Genomic DNA, 13,930 nt, shown 5'->3' on the forward strand with positions numbered 1-13,930 from the left:
CCGTCCCCTCCCGGTGCACGACCCGAGAGACGGCTTCCATGCACGACGGCACGCCACCGACCGCCGCCGGAACCGCAGTCGCCACCAGCCGCCGCCCCTCCCCGGCGGCGGGTCGCCGGCTGCCCGGGCCGGTTCTGGCCACATACGTCCTCACCCAGCTCGGGCTGCTCTTCTGGTGGGCGGTCCACCATCCCGGCCTGTTCAGCCCCGACTCGCTCGCCTACATCACCCAGTCGACCACCGGCACCTGGAACACCCACCATCCGGTCACGTACACGGGTCTGGTCTGGCTGTCGCTGCAGATCTTCGGCGGGCTCGGTGCGCTGACCTTCCTGCAGACCGTGGCGATGGCGATCGGGCTGGCCCACGCCGTCGGCGGGCTGCGCCGGGCCGGCGTACCGGGCTGGCTGGCGGCCGGCGCCGCGGTCGTCGTGGTGGCCCTGCCACCCGTCGGCGGGTTCGTCGTCGCCGTCTGGAAAGACGTGCCGTTCGTCATCTGCCACGTCTTCCTGCTCGGCACCCTGGCCCGGGCGGTGGCCCGGCGCCGGGACGGACTGCGTCCGGTCCTGCCGGCCGGACTGCTCGCCGCCGCCGCCGTGGAGATGACGCTGATCTGCCTCTTCCGGCAGAACGGCTTCATCGTCGTGGGCGTCGTCGCGGTCGCCTGCGCGCTGCTGCTGCGGCCCGCCCGGCGGCTGCTGGTCCCGGCGGCCGCCGCCGCGACGGCCGCCCTGCTGACCAACTGGGCGCTGCTGCCGGCACTCGGGGTGCGCGACAGCGGGTCGATCGTGGCGTACGAGGCGATGTTCGCCGACATCTCGGTCGCGTACGCCGCCGACCCGGCCGGTTTTCCGCGCCGGCACACCGAGTTGATGGCCCGGGTCGCTCCCCTGTCACACTGGCGCGACTCCGCCGACTGCTACCACGCCGACGGGCTCACCTACGCCCGGCCGTTCGACCGGCGGGCCGCCTCGGTCAACGGTGACGCGCTCGTCGACGTCTGGGTCGCCGCGCTGCGGCGGGCGCCCGGCACGATCGTGGACGCCCGGATCTGCCGTAGTTCGATCGGCTGGAACCCGCTGCCGGCCGGCGCGATCAGCCGCAACCCCTCGGAGTGGGGCCTGAAGATCTGGGTCGAGCGGGACGCCGCCTTCCAGCGGAGCCCGTTCAGCCGCACCGTGCGCATGCGACCGCTGAACAGACGGGTGCACCGGGTCGGCACGAAACTCACCCGGCTCGCCAACGAGCCCGGCCTGGAGTGGCTGCTGTGGCGGGGTGCCACGTGGACGTACGTGGCCTACGCGGTGATCGGGTTCGCCGCCTGGCGGCGGCGGGAGCCGGCACTGCTCGCCTTCGCCACGCTGTCGGCCGGCAACCAGATCTCGGTGATGATCGTCAACAACGTGCAGGCGGCACGCTACATGGCGGCGCCGTACGTGCTCGGTGTCCTGCTGCTGCCGTTGCTGGCGGTCCGCCGGAACACCCCGGCCGGCGGTCTCGCCGGCGGGGGTGCCGAGCCGGCCGTCCCCGCGCTGCCGCTCCAGCGCGGGGACCACGACGAACCGACGGCTCAGGCCAGAGTGGACGAACGCGGGTAGGCGTCGGCGGGGTCGGTGAGGACGTTCACCAGATACGGCACTCCGGCGTCGAACGCGCGGTTGAGGGCCGGACCGAGGTCGGCGGCCTTCGCCACCGTCTCCCCGGCGCCGCCCAGCGCCCGGACCACCTCGTCGTAACGCAGCTCCGGCTGCAGGTCGGCGGCGACGTCGTAGCCGTACATCGCGCGCATCGGATGCTTCTCCAGCCCCCAGATGCCGTTGTTGCCGACCACGATCACGACCGGCAGCTTCTGCCGGACCAGCGACTCGACGTCCATCAGCGAGAACCCGGCGGCACCGTCGCCCATCAGGACACAGATCTGCCGGTCGGGGTACGTGACCCGGGCGCCCATCGCGTAGCCCATGCCGGTGCCGAGGCAGCCGTACGGCCCGGGGTCGAGCCAGGTGCCGGGCACCGACGGTTCGAGGTAGCGGCCGGCGTACGACACGAAGTCGCCACCGTCGCCGATGGTGACCGCGTCGGCGGCGAGGACGCGGCGCAGTTCGCCGTAGATCCGGGCGGGCCGGATCGGGTCGGTCTCGGCGGCCATCTCCTCGGCGTCGCGGGCCCGGGCGGCGTCCTCGGCGGCCCGCAGGTCGGCGACCCATCCACTGTGGTCCTCGCGGTCGCCCCGGTGGTCGGCCAGGGCGGACAGGATCAGCCGCAGGTCGCCGGCGGGCGAGACGGTCGCCTCGACGTGCGTGGCCCGCTGCCCGGGCGCGTCGACGATGTGCACCACCTGGGCGCCGTCGAAGTCGCCGAAGCTGAGCCGGAAGTCCAGCGGGGTGCCGATGACCACGATCACGTCGGCGCCGCGCAGCGCCGTACGGCGGGCCTTGGCGAAGGCGAGCGGGTGCTGCGGCGGCAGCGCCCCCCGGCCCATGCCGTTGGTGAAGACCGGCACCTGCAACGCCTCGGCCGCCTCGCGCAGCGCGGCGACCGCGTCGGCGGCGTAGACGTCGGAGCCGGCGATGATGACCGGGCGGACGGCACCGGCGATCAGGGTCGCGGCCCGCGCCACCTCCTCGGGGTCGTACTCGACGACCGGGACGTCGGGGGCGGCCGGGGCGTCGGCCTCACCGGTGGAGAAGAACACCTCCAGCGGCAGGTCGAGGAAGACCGGGCCGCGGTGCGGGGTGAGGGCGGCGGTGAGCGCGTCGCGTACGGCGGCCGGGATCTCGTCGGTGGCGAAGACGGTCGCCGCCTTCTTGGTGACCGGGCTGACCAGCGGCAGGTGGTCGATCTCCTGGAGGCTGCCCGAGCCCCACCGGAAGGCCGGCGCCCGGCCGCCGATGACCAGCACCGGCGAGGCGTTGAAGTGGGCGCTCGTCAGGCCGGAGATCCCGTTGGTGACACCGGGGCCGGCGGTGAGTACGGCGAGGCCGGGGCGACGCTGGAGCTTGGCGACCGCCTCGGCGGCGAAGACCGCGGACTGCTCGTGGCGTACGTCGTAGATCGGGAATTCGGTCTTGTGCGCCGCGTCGTAGAGCGGGAAGACGTGCCCGCCGGAGAGGGTGAACATCTCGTTGACCCCGGCCGCCCGCAGGGCGGCGAGGGCAAGTTCCCCGCCGTGTCCCTCGATCTGCTCCGTCATGCGCCATCCACTCCCATCGTGTCGTCGATCCACGGTGCAGGTTACCGGCCAGTTTCACAGAACATGAACAGGACTCACCTAAGGCGAATGCCGATCATGCCGAGCAGGTCGGTCACCACCTCGGCGAAGGACTCCCCCTCGCCCACCCGGAAGGCGATCACACCGGCCAGCACCGGGGTACCCACCAGCACCGTGAGCACGAACAGGGTGCGCAGGGTCCGGCGGACCGGTCCCGGCCGCCGGCGGACCGGCGCCGACGGGTACGCCGGAGGCGGCCCGGGCGGCGACACCGGACGGGGTACGGAGACCTGGCGCGGGGGCGGCGACACCGGACGGGGTACGGGGACCTGACGCGGGGGCGGTGACACCGGACGGAGCGGGACGCCGGCCGGGCGGGGCGGCTCGGCGGCGAACCGGGGCGGGTCGGGGTCGAGGCGGGTGGGCGCGGTCCGGGGTGCCGGCCGCGGGGGCGACGGGAGCGGCCCGGCGCGGGGCGGCACCGGCTCGATCCGGGTCGGGTCGGTCCGGGCCGGCCCGGCCGATGGCGGGGCGACCGGCGGCTGACCGGGGACCCGCGGCAGTTGCCTGGTGGGTGCCACCGGCGGACTGGCCGGACCGGTGGCCGGCCGGCCGGGCGGCGGCACGGCGTCGGGCACGATGACCCGCCCGACGGTGCGTGGCGGCTGGCCGGCTACCGGTGAGACCGGTACGGGCGGCCCGGAGACGGGCGCACCCGACACCGGTGCCCCGGAGACGGGCGCGCCGGACGTCGGCGCCGGATGTCCGGCCGGTGGCCCGAAGACCGGTGGGGCGGGAACCGGCGACCCGGAGACCAGTGGCGCGGGAACCGGCGGCCCGGAGACCGGTGGCGCGGAAACCAACGGCCCGGAGACCGGCATCGCCGGGCCGGGGATCGGTGGCGGAGACAGCGGGCCGGGGATCGGCGGCGGGGGTGGCGGCTCGGCGCCTGACGGGCCGCTGGCCAGCAGGGCCGTGCCGGCCAGGACGCTTCCCTCGGCCACCACCAGTTCCGGCTGTTCGATCACGACCGGGGCGGTGCCCAGCGTCCGGTGCAGCATCGTGGCCAGCAACGGGATACGGCTGGAACCGCCGACCAGGAAGACGCCGGCGACCTGACCGTCGGCCAGGTTGGCCCGGCCCATGACGCCCCGGGTCACCCGGATGGTCTGCTCCAGCAACGGCCGGGCCAGCCCCTCCAGTTCCTCCCGGGTCAGGTGCACCTCCAGGTCGAGCAGCGGGATCACCAGGTCGGCCGCCGGCCGCCTCGACAACCGCTCCTTGGCCACCCGTACGTCGTCCCACAGCTGCCGCTTGGCCCGCCGTTCCTCCACCGTGGACGGATTCGCGAGCCGCTCCCACTCCCGGCTGCCGCGGTCGGCGTAGGTGGTGCGCAGGTGGGCCAGCACCGCGGCGTCGATGTCGAGCCCGCCGACGTCGTCGCACCCGTCGACGGCGAGCACCTCGAACCCGGTTGCCCGGCGGGCGACGACGCTGGCGTCGAACGTGCCGGCGCCGAAGTCGTGCACCACCACGACCGACCCGATCGGCACGTCCCGGCCGAGCACCTCGGCGAAGTAGGTGGCGGCGGCGACCGGCTCGGCCACCAGGCGGGCCTGCCCCAGCCCGGCGCGGCCGGCCGCGTCGGCAAGCTGGCCGCGCCGGGTCGCACCCCAGGTCGCCGGACAGGTGAGGGTCAGTCGCGGGGTGACCTGACCGACGGTGCGCCGCCATTCCTCGGCCACCCGCCCGAGCACCGCCGCCATGAGGTCGACCACCGGCACCTCGCGGTCGCCGAGCAGCACCGTGCCCTCGTCGATGCGGCGCTTCGGGTTGGGCTCGAACCGGGACGGGTCGAGCCGGGCGCTGTGCACGGCGTCGCGGCCGACCGAAACACCCCCGCCCGGTTCGGCGTAGACCGCCGACGGCAGCAGGGGCGAGCCGTCGACCAGCAACGGGCGGGCCCGGCCGTCCGGCCATCGGACCACCGCGACAGTGTGTGAGGTGCCGAAATCGACGCCGAGGGCGTGCCCGGATGGCGGCGCCGGGTTGGCTGGCATGACGCCGAGTGTACGGCCGGCGGGCCGCCGCGCTGTCGATCGAGGACACTGCCGTCGGACACCCGACGGGCCGGCCCGGCACCCCCCGGGGCGACCGGGCCGACGGTGGTCCGGCGGCCCGGGGCGGCGTGTCCCCGGAGCCGGCCCGGAGGTCCTGGTCAGCGGCCGGTGAAGTCCGGCTTGCGCTTCTCCACGAAGGCTGCCATGCCCTCCCGCCGGTCGTCGGTGGCGAACAGCGCCGCGAAGAGCTGGCTCTCCCAGGCCAGACCGGACGCCAGATCCATTTCCAGGCCGCCGTCGATGGCGAGCTTCGCGGCGCGTACCGCCTGGGTCGGTCCGTCGACGTACGGGGTGACCAGCGCGACCGCCTCCGCGTAGACCCGGTCGGCCGGGACCACCCGGTCGGCGAGCCCGATCCGCAGCGCCTCCTGGGCGTCGACCATCCGGCCGGAGAGGATGATGTCCTTGGCCCGGGCCGGGCCGACCAGGCGGGCCAGCCGCTGGGTGCCGCCGGCGCCGGGGATGACGCCGAGCTTGATCTCCGGCTGGCCGAGCTTCGCGTCGTCGGCGACGACCCGCCAGTCACAGGCCAGCGCCAGCTCGCAGCCGCCGCCGAGGGCGTAGCCGGTGATCGCGGCGACGACCGGCTTGGGGATGCGGGCGATGGCACCGAGCGCGCTGGACAGTTCGACGGCGCGGTCGGCCATGTCGGCGTACGACATCCCGGCCATCTCCTTGATGTCGGCGCCGGCCGCGAAGACCTTCTCGCCGCCGTACACGATCACCGCCTTGACGCCGGGATCGGCGGTGGTGGCCTGGGCCGCGGCCCGCAACTCCTCCTGTACGACGCTGTTCAGGGCGTTCATCGGCGGCCGCTCCAGCCGGATCGTGCCGATGCCGTCGTTGATCTCCACGCGTACGAATTCGCCCACGGTGCCGCCTTCCTCTCGGTTCCGGCCGTCCGGTCCGTATCAGGTCTACGTCATCCGGTTGGCCGCACGGCCGGATCACGGTCGTGCGGGCGCCACGGCCGCTCGTCCTGGGTAGGTTACGTGGAGACGGACTCGACATGGGCACTGTGATGATCACCTATTACCGCGACCGGGCCGTGCAGGTCACCTCGGAGGCCATCCGGGTGGGACCGCGCGCCTACCCGCTGGACTCGCTGACCCGGGTCTGGCACCAGCGGGGCACCCGCAACTGGCGGATGCTGGCCGGGCGGGGCGCCATCGGCGTCGCCATGGCCGGCCCGCTGGTCGCCGCCGCGTTCGGCATCGCCGTGGCGGTGCAGCTCCGTGCCTCGGTGACCGTGACGATCGCGGTCGTCGCCGCCTCGGTGCTGGTCGGGCTGGCCGTCGGCCCGCTCGCCGACCTGCTGCTCGGCCGCCTCGACCGGTCGTACGAGCGGGGCGTGCACGACCTGGAGATCTGGGCCGAGGTGCGGGGCGCGCCGGTGCTGCTGCTGCACACACCCGACGCCGCCCGGTTCGGCCGGATCTACCGGGCGTTGCAGCGGGCGCTGGAGGCCCCGCCGGCTCCCCGGCCGAGTCCCGGCCGGGCCGGGCCGCCGGTGCGGCGCGCGCCGGGTCCCGCCTCAGTGGTTCCGCCGGCGTCCGGCCCGGCACCGGCCCGGCGCCGTACCCCGGCGGGTGGGCGGATCCCGCGCCCGGCCGGTCCACGATCGACGTAACTGTCGTCGGGTGATCGAAAGAAGGTCTGTCCGTCTTCCGGCCGACGCGCTTTGCTGGAAGGGTGACGCTCTTCTATCGGGACGATTCGGTGCAGGTGACCTCGACCTCGATCCACGTCGAGGGGCGCAGCTACCGGATGGCCGACCTGACGTACGTCTGGCACCAGCGCGGGCGCGGGTCGGCGCGGACCTTCACCCGGGTTGCCGTACGCGGCCTGCTGATCTTTCTTGTCTCGGCCCCGCCGCTGGTCGCGGTCGTCTGCCTGCTCTCGCTCGCCTACTCCGCGGTCGACCGGGCCAACTGGAGTCTGGCCCTGATCATCGTCGCCGTCTGCGCCGTCGGGGCGTTCGCGCTCGCACCGTTCCTGGAGGTGCCGCTCGGCTGGCTCGACCGTTCGTACTCGCGGGGTGGAGCCGTCAACGAGATCTGGGTGCAGTGTGCCGGCGAGGAGGTCCTGCTGCTGCGCACCTCCGACGCGCACCGGTTCGGGCAGATCTACCGGGCCGTGCAGCGTGCCGTCGAACACGGTGAGCCGCGATGACGGCGGGTCCGGCCAGGCGGCGCGGCGCCGATCCGGGGTGGCCGGATCGGCGCGCCGTGACGACCTAATCGGCCCCTAGCTTAGAGAGCGCTCTCTCACCTACTCTGACACCCTGACCTGCCTTACAGTGTGGGGATCAGCACCTGATTCGGCATGAATGCGACCAGATCGCGAGAGCGCTCTCTGGATGAGTTGAACCGGGCGCCGGAGGGAGGCCGTCGACATGCAGGACCGGAGACCGACGATCGAGGACGTCGCCCGGGTGGCCGGCGTCTCCCGCGCCACCGCCTCCCGAGTGATCAACAATGGCCGGGGCACGTCCGCCGAGGCACGCTCGCGCGTCCACCAGGCCGTCGACCGGCTCGGCTACCGGCCCAACCCGGCGGCCCGCATGCTGGCCCTCGGCCGGACCGACGTCATCGACCTCGTCGCCGTCGGCTTCGAGACGGACTCGGCCCGGTTCGGCACCAACCCGTACCTCAGCCGGGTGGTCGCCGGAGTCCTGTCGGCGCTCGCCGGCACCGACACCCACCTGCGGGTACGCCTCCTCGCCGAGGGCGCCGCACACCGGTCGATCGACGAGATCGCGCGGACGACCACCCAGGGCGCGATTCTCGTCAACGTCCCGCCACCGCTGGCCACCCGGTTCCACGACCGGTGCGAACGGGTCGTGTCCCTCGGCGCGACGGCGGACCGGGTGCCCGCGGTGGAGGCCCGGAACGCGCAGGGCGCCCATGCCGCGATCACCCACCTGCACGACCTCGGCCGGCGCCGGATCGCCGCCGTCCACGGGCCGGCCGGCAACACCTGCGCGGCCAGCCGCCGGGTCGGGCACCTCGACGCGATCCGCGCCACCGGCCTGCCCGACATCACCGGCGACGGCCAGTTCCGCCGGGAGGCGGGCTACCGGGCGACCGCCCGCCTGATCGCGACCCGGCCGGACATCGACGCGGTCTTCGCGGCCAGCGACCTGATGGCGGCCGGCGCCATCCAGGCCCTCACCGCCGCCGGTCGCCGGGTGCCGGACGACGTCAGCGTGGTGGGCTTCGACGACAGCGTCATCGCGACGGCCGTCAACCCGCCGATGACGACCGTACGTCTGCCGGTCGAGGAGATGGCCGCCGCCGCGACCAGGACGCTGCTCGACGGCGGGGCCGCCGCCCGCTGGCGCCTGGTCTTCCCCGTCGACCTCGTCGTGCGGGCGAGCGCGGCCGGCGCCGCGCCGGCCGGCACCACGTGACCGGACCGACCGGGCCGGCGTAAGCGGGATCGACCGGGCCGGCGTGGGCGGCTCGACCGGGCCACGTAAGCGGGTCGACCGGACCGGCGTGGGCGACGGTGGTCCCGCCGACGCACAATGTGGGGATGCCGCTGCCGCTCCCCCGCCCCTCCGCCGTGTTCGGCCTGACCAGGGCCGCCGTCGGCCAGGCGGTGGACACCGCCGGGACGCTGGCCGCCGTACCGGCCCGCGCGTTCGCCGTGCTCGACAGCGTCGAGGCACTGGTCAACCGGATCAACCGGGTCGTCGACCGGGTCGAGACGGTCCTCGACCGGGCCGAGAGCGCGGTCGGTGCCGCCGAGCGGGCGGTCGGTCAGGTCGGCGAGATCACCGATGCCGCGAAGCGGGCCGTCGGCAACGTCGACGAGATCACCACCGCCGCGAAGGCGGCCGTCGGTCAGGTCGACACGATCACCGACGCCGCGTCGGCCACGATCACCGAGGTGACCCGGATCGCCACCGCCGCCGGCACGGTGCTCGCCGACGTCGAGAAGGTCGCCGGCTCGGCCGGCGTCGTGGTCGGCGCGGCCGAGGCGGTCGCCGCCAAGGCCGCCGGGGTGGTCGGTCGGGTCGAGGGCACGGCGGGCAAGGCCGACGAGTTGCTCACGACGTACGCGCCGACGCTGCAGAAGGCCGCGCCGATGGCCGTCCGCTTCGTCGAGCAACTGTCCCCGGAGGAGGTCGACGCGGCGATCCGGCTGGTCGACGAGCTGCCCCGGTTGACCGAACACCTCACTTCCGACGTGCTGCCGATCCTTGGCACCCTCGACCGGGTCGGCCCGGACATCCACGACCTGCTGGAGGTGACCCGCGACCTGAAGCTCGCCGTCGCCGGCATCCCCGGCCTGCGGATGCTGCGCCGGCGCGGCGAAGAGCGGCTGGCCGACGACAACAACTGACCACGGGTCCCGCCCGGTCGGTCCGACCGGGCGGGACCGCCGTCACGCCGTGACGGTGCCCGGCCGGCGCAGGTCGTCGATCTCGACCACCTCGCGGCCGAGCGGCCAGAACGCCGCGGGCACCAGCTTGAAGTTCGCGATCCCGAACGGAATGCCGACGATCGACACGCACAGCCCGATCCCGGCGACGATGTGCATGAGCGCCAGCCACCAGCCGGCGAGCACCACCCACAGGATGTTGGCGATGCCCGACCCGACGCCGGCCCCCGGCTTGGGCACCAGGGTGCGACCGAAGGGCCACAGCGAGTAGTAGGCCAGCCGCAGCGACGCCACCCCGAACGGGATGGTCACCACGAGCACGAAACAGATGAGCGCCGCGATGCCGTAGCCGATCGCGAGCACGATACCGCTGCCGAAGACGAGCCAGAGCAGGTTCAGGATGAAGCGGATCATGTACCAATGGTGCCCGATCGGGGCAACGGTGCCGGTTCGGCCCGGCACCCCCCCACCGGGCCGGTCAGCCGAAGAGGGCGTCGATGTCCGCGCGGTGCGGCAGCGAGACCGAGGCGCCGACCCGGCGTACGCACGCCGCCCCGGCCGCGCACGCCCAGCGGGTCGCCTCGACCAGGTCCCGTCCCTCGCCCCAGGCGACGGCGAGCGCCCCGGTGAAGGCGTCACCGGCGGCGGTCGAGTCCACCGCCCGCACCGGATACGCCGGGACGTGCACGGCGGCGCCGTCGCGGTCGACGTACCAGGCCCCGGCGTCGCCGAGGGTCAGCACCGCGCGCGGCACGACCGACAGCAACGCCGCCGGCTCCTCGCGGCCCCGGCCGGTGAGCGCCTGCGCCTCGACCTCGTTGACCACCAGCAGGTCCACCGCGTCGAGCAACGCGGTGGGCAGGGCCCGGGCCGGCGCGGCGTTGAGCACCACCCGGGTGCCCGCCGCACGGGCGGCCAGCGCCGCCTCGGTCACCGTCTCGACCGGGATCTCCAGTTGGGCGATCATGATGTCGGCGTCCCGTACGGCGTCCAGTTCCGGCCCGGTCAGCGCGGTGAACGCACCGTTGGCACCCGGGGTGACCACGATGGTGTTCTCGCCGGCGGCGTTCACCACCACCAGCGCGACACCGGACGTGCCGTAGACGACCCGCAACTGCGACACGTCGACACCGGCGCCGGCGATGCGGGCCTTCAGCGTGACGCCGAAGGAGTCGGAGCCGATCGCGCCGAGCATCACGCACGAGCCGCCGGCCCGGCTGACCGCGACCGCCTGGTTGGCCCCCTTGCCGCCGGACACCATCACGAAGTCGGTGCCGAGCACCGTCTCGCCCGGTCGGGGCAGCGACGGCGCCACCGCCACCAGGTCCATGTTGGCGCTGCCGACGACGGCGATCCGGACACGCTGCACGACCCACCTCCCGATCCGGCCGCCAGTCTATGGACCGGTGCGTCCGGCGGTGGCCGGGGCGCGGGCGGGCGTCCGGTCTGGCAGGCTTGCCAGGCATGGGACGGATGCCGATCGGGGTCATGTACCGCTGTGAGAACGCGCCGGAGAACCTGCCGGCCTACGCACGGCTGGTCGAACGCGCCGGATACGACGAGTTGTGGGTCGTCGAGGACTGCTTCTTCACCGGTGCGGTGTCGGCGGCGGCGGTCGCCCTCGCGTGCACCGAGCGGCTGCGGGTCGGGATCGGCATCCTGCCGGCGGCGTTCCGCAACCCCGCCCTGGCCGCGATGGAACTGGCCAACCTCTGCCGGCTGTTCCCCGGCCGGGTGCTGCCCGGTTTCGGCCACGGCGTCGGCGGGTGGCTCGAACAGGTCGGGGCCGCCCACCCGTCGCCGCTTGCGGTGCTCGGCGAGACCGTCCAGGCCGTACGCGCGCTGCTCGCCGGCGAGACGGTCACAGTGGACGGTCGGTACGCCCGGCTGACCGACGTGGCGCTGGAGTTCCCGCCGGCCCAGGTGCCGCCGCTGTCCCTCGGCGTACGCGCCGAACGGTCGATGCGGCTGTCCGGGCGGGTCGCCGACGGCACGATCCTGGCCGAGGGGGCGAGCCCGGCCTACATCGGCTGGGCCCGGGAGATGATCGACGAGGGCCGGCGGGAGGCGGGCCGCACCGACGACCACCGGCTGACCGTCTACGTCGACTTCGAGTTCGACCCCGACCGGCGGACCGCCCGGCGCGAGATCGCGATCCGGCTGGCCGGCGGGCGCCTGCAGCCCGGCGACGCCGAACTCGCCGACGAGTTGGCCGCCCTGACGGCCGCCTCGTCCGATGTGGACGGGCTGGCGGCGGCGCTGCCGGAGGCGTGGGTGGACCGGTTCGCGATGGCCGGTACGGCCGAACAGTGCCTCGCGGCGTACGACCGGATCGGGGCGGCCGGGGCCGACGCGATCGTGCTCCGCCCGCCGACCGATCCGCAGCTCGCCGTCGCCCAGATCACCCTCGCCGCCGACGAACTGCTCCCCACCCTGCGCACCCGGTCCTGAGGGTCGTACCCCTGCCCCCGGACGTGCGCCCGGGACAGACGGACGGGGCGGGACGGCCATGGCCGTCCCGCCCCGCCGCGGAACCGTCAGCTGGTCGGGAAGTTGTCCGGGGTACGGATGCGGTCGCGGATCCAGACACCGGCCGGCTTGAGCACCGCGGTGCCGGTGTACGAGCTGCCGTTGCAGGTGCCGGTGTTGAAGACGGCGCCGCTGCGGAAGTCGTCGGAGAAGTTCCAGTTGACCCAACTGATCTTCTTCGTCGCCATCAGGTCGAGGTACTGCTGGGCGCGGGTGAAGTCGTTCGCCCCGTCGCCGGACGCGGTCTGGGTGCCGAACTCGGTGACGAAGATCGGCAGCCGGTCGGCGGCCCGGGACAGCGCGTTGAGGTACGTCGTGCCGTGCGACGCGGCGTAGAAGTGGAACGTGTACATGATGTTCGTCGCGTTGACCGGGTTGTTGATGATCTCGGTCTCCGACGAGCTCTCGGAGAGGCCGAGCGACGACCAGGCGCGGGTGCCGACCAGCACGACGCCGTCCGGGTCCTGGGCCCGGATGACCGGGATGATCTGCTCGGCGTAGCTCTTGATCGACGACCAGCTCACCCCGTTGGGCTCGTTGGCCACCTCGTACAGGATGTTGGTCTTGTCCTTGTGGCGCTGCGCGATCTCGGTGAAGAAGGTGCGGGCGCGGGCCAGGTTGTGGTTGGGGTCGCCCGGGGTGAGCATGTGCCAGTCGACGATCGCGTACATGCCGCGGGCGGTGGCCCGCTCGATGTAGTCGTGCACCCGGTCGGTGAACAGCCGCGGGTTGGTCTCGTAGCCGCCCTCCTGGATGTACATGGAGATGCGCAGCACGTCGGCGTTCCAGTCGGTGGCGAGCGCGTCCAGCGAGGCGTTGTTGACGCACTGGGCGTACCACTGGATGCCGTGGGTGCTCATGCCGCGCAGCTGGATCGGGCGGTTGTACCGGTTGCAGAGCTGGACACCGCAGACCCGGAGCTGGCCGTTGATGGCGGCGGGGGTGCCGCCGGTCCCGGGGCCGGACGCGGTGGTGACGTTGAGCGCGCCGGTTTGCGCCGAGGTGTTGCCGGCGGCGTCGCGGGCGCGCACCGAGAAGGCGTACGAGGTCGACGGGCTCAGGCCGCTGATGGTGGCGCTGGTGCCGGTGACCGTGGTGGCGATCGTGCCGCCGCGGTAGACGTCGTAGCCGGTCACGCCGACGTTGTCGGTCGACGCGTTCCAGGCCAGCGACACGCTCGACGAGGTGGTGCCGGTGGACCGCAGGTTGCCGGGCACGGTCGGGGCCTGGGTGTCGCCGCTCCCGCCGCCGGTGCAGGAGCCGCCGTTGACCGTGCAGTTGGCCGGGGTGCCCGCGCCGTTGACGATGAAGCCGAAGGTGGCGGTGGCACCGGCGGTCAGGGTGCCGTTCCAGGACCGGTTGGTGAAGCTGTGCCGGTTGCCGCTGCTGGTGAGCAGGGCGTCCCAGTAGCTGCCGAGGGTCGAGCCGGACGGCAGGTCGAAGTCGACCCGCCAGCTCGTGATCGTGCTGCTGGTGTCGTTACGGACGGTGAAGCGGGCCTCGTAGCCACTGCCCCAGTCCTGGACCTTGGCGAAGCTGGCGGTCGCGGCATGTGCGCCGGGGGCGGCCACCAGGACGCCGGCGAGGGCAAGCGCGGCGGCGGAGACCCCGGCCGCAATCAAGCGCAGTCTGGACATTTCACTGCCTCTACTGTCGTGGGGGTGCTGCCGACACGCGTCGA

The 13,930-nt window shown here is 73.8% G+C and carries 12 protein-coding genes; 6 read left to right on the top strand and 6 right to left on the bottom strand.

Annotation, left to right across the window (positions count from 1 at the left end; all coding sequences use genetic code 11):
* Positions 1-38 precede the first annotated feature (38 nt).
* Positions 39-1,598 (top strand): hypothetical protein, encoded by a 1,560-nt coding sequence (locus AB0I42_RS00435; protein WP_357532772.1) that lies wholly within the window; start codon positions 39-41, stop codon positions 1,596-1,598.
* On the opposite strand, the gene AB0I42_RS00440 is transcribed toward AB0I42_RS00435, so the two are convergent.
* From AB0I42_RS00440 to AB0I42_RS00450, 3 genes are all read right to left on the bottom strand, one after another.
* Entirely contained in the window at positions 1,571-3,193 is a 1,623-nt protein-coding gene (locus AB0I42_RS00440) for an acetolactate synthase (RefSeq protein ID WP_357532774.1), read from the bottom strand. The genes AB0I42_RS00435 and AB0I42_RS00440 overlap by 28 nt on opposite strands.
* Positions 3,194-3,267: 74 nt before the next feature.
* Positions 3,268-5,271, bottom strand: a complete 2,004-nt coding sequence (locus AB0I42_RS00445; protein WP_357532775.1) for an Hsp70 family protein — start codon at positions 5,269-5,271, stop codon at positions 3,268-3,270.
* A gap of 158 nt (positions 5,272-5,429) precedes the next feature.
* Entirely contained in the window at positions 5,430-6,203 is a 774-nt protein-coding gene (locus AB0I42_RS00450; protein ID WP_357532777.1) for an enoyl-CoA hydratase-related protein, read from the bottom strand.
* A 149-nt stretch (positions 6,204-6,352) separates the two neighbouring features.
* On the opposite strand from AB0I42_RS00450, the gene AB0I42_RS00455 reads away from it, so the two are divergent.
* The 4 genes from AB0I42_RS00455 to AB0I42_RS00470 all read left to right on the top strand — a co-directional run bounded on the left by AB0I42_RS00455 (position 6,353) and on the right by AB0I42_RS00470 (position 9,681).
* On the top strand, positions 6,353-6,961 hold the full coding sequence (locus AB0I42_RS00455; RefSeq protein ID WP_357533423.1) for a DUF6232 family protein: 609 nt from the start codon (positions 6,353-6,355) through the stop codon (positions 6,959-6,961).
* Between the two features lie 62 nt (positions 6,962-7,023).
* Positions 7,024-7,503 (top strand): DUF6232 family protein, encoded by a 480-nt coding sequence (locus AB0I42_RS00460; RefSeq protein ID WP_357532779.1) that lies wholly within the window; start codon positions 7,024-7,026, stop codon positions 7,501-7,503.
* A 223-nt stretch (positions 7,504-7,726) separates the two neighbouring features.
* Positions 7,727-8,743: a LacI family DNA-binding transcriptional regulator gene (locus AB0I42_RS00465; protein WP_357532781.1), complete on the top strand. Its 1,017-nt coding sequence runs from the start codon at positions 7,727-7,729 to the stop codon at positions 8,741-8,743.
* A gap of 125 nt (positions 8,744-8,868) precedes the next feature.
* Positions 8,869-9,681 (top strand): hypothetical protein, encoded by an 813-nt coding sequence (locus AB0I42_RS00470; protein WP_357532783.1) that lies wholly within the window; start codon positions 8,869-8,871, stop codon positions 9,679-9,681.
* 42 nt (positions 9,682-9,723) lie between these two features.
* Here the strand turns inward: AB0I42_RS00470 and AB0I42_RS00475 are convergent, their stop codons facing one another.
* Positions 9,724-10,134 carry a YccF domain-containing protein gene (locus AB0I42_RS00475; protein ID WP_357532785.1) on the bottom strand — a complete coding sequence of 137 codons (411 nt, stop codon included), beginning with the start codon at positions 10,132-10,134 and terminating at the stop codon, positions 9,724-9,726.
* Between the two features lie 64 nt (positions 10,135-10,198).
* The gene (locus tag AB0I42_RS00480; RefSeq protein WP_357532786.1) at positions 10,199-11,089 is read right to left on the bottom strand and encodes a ribokinase; all 891 of its coding nucleotides are present in this window, start codon (positions 11,087-11,089) and stop codon (positions 10,199-10,201) included.
* A gap of 95 nt (positions 11,090-11,184) precedes the next feature.
* Between AB0I42_RS00480 and AB0I42_RS00485 the strand changes: the two genes are divergently transcribed.
* On the top strand, positions 11,185-12,171 hold the full coding sequence (locus AB0I42_RS00485) for an LLM class flavin-dependent oxidoreductase (RefSeq protein ID WP_357532788.1): 987 nt from the start codon (positions 11,185-11,187) through the stop codon (positions 12,169-12,171).
* An 86-nt stretch (positions 12,172-12,257) separates the two neighbouring features.
* On the opposite strand, the gene AB0I42_RS00490 is transcribed toward AB0I42_RS00485, so the two are convergent.
* Positions 12,258-13,886: a cellulase family glycosylhydrolase gene (locus AB0I42_RS00490; RefSeq protein WP_357532790.1), complete on the bottom strand. Its 1,629-nt coding sequence runs from the start codon at positions 13,884-13,886 to the stop codon at positions 12,258-12,260.
* Positions 13,887-13,930: the final 44 nt, after the last annotated feature.

The sequence above is a fragment of the Polymorphospora sp. NPDC050346 genome (assembly GCF_040655695.1).
GTDB lineage: Bacteria > Actinomycetota > Actinomycetes > Mycobacteriales > Micromonosporaceae > Polymorphospora > Polymorphospora lycopeni.

Excerpts from the sequence above, each read along its gene's own strand:
- AB0I42_RS00470 (WP_357532783.1), top strand. The coding sequence starts at position 8,869 with ATGCCGCTGCCGCTCCCCCGCCCCTCCGCCGTGTTCGGCCTGACCAGG.
- AB0I42_RS00475 (WP_357532785.1), bottom strand. The coding sequence starts at position 10,134 with ATGATCCGCTTCATCCTGAACCTGCTCTGGCTCGTCTTCGGCAGCGGT.
- AB0I42_RS00490 (WP_357532790.1), bottom strand. The coding sequence starts at position 13,886 with ATGTCCAGACTGCGCTTGATTGCGGCCGGGGTCTCCGCCGCCGCGCTT.
- AB0I42_RS00485 (WP_357532788.1), top strand. The coding sequence starts at position 11,185 with ATGGGACGGATGCCGATCGGGGTCATGTACCGCTGTGAGAACGCGCCG.
- AB0I42_RS00455 (WP_357533423.1), top strand. The coding sequence starts at position 6,353 with ATGATCACCTATTACCGCGACCGGGCCGTGCAGGTCACCTCGGAGGCC.
- AB0I42_RS00435 (WP_357532772.1), top strand. The coding sequence starts at position 39 with ATGCACGACGGCACGCCACCGACCGCCGCCGGAACCGCAGTCGCCACC.
- AB0I42_RS00440 (WP_357532774.1), bottom strand. The coding sequence starts at position 3,193 with ATGACGGAGCAGATCGAGGGACACGGCGGGGAACTTGCCCTCGCCGCC.
- AB0I42_RS00445 (WP_357532775.1), bottom strand. The coding sequence starts at position 5,271 with ATGCCAGCCAACCCGGCGCCGCCATCCGGGCACGCCCTCGGCGTCGAT.
- AB0I42_RS00465 (WP_357532781.1), top strand. The coding sequence starts at position 7,727 with ATGCAGGACCGGAGACCGACGATCGAGGACGTCGCCCGGGTGGCCGGC.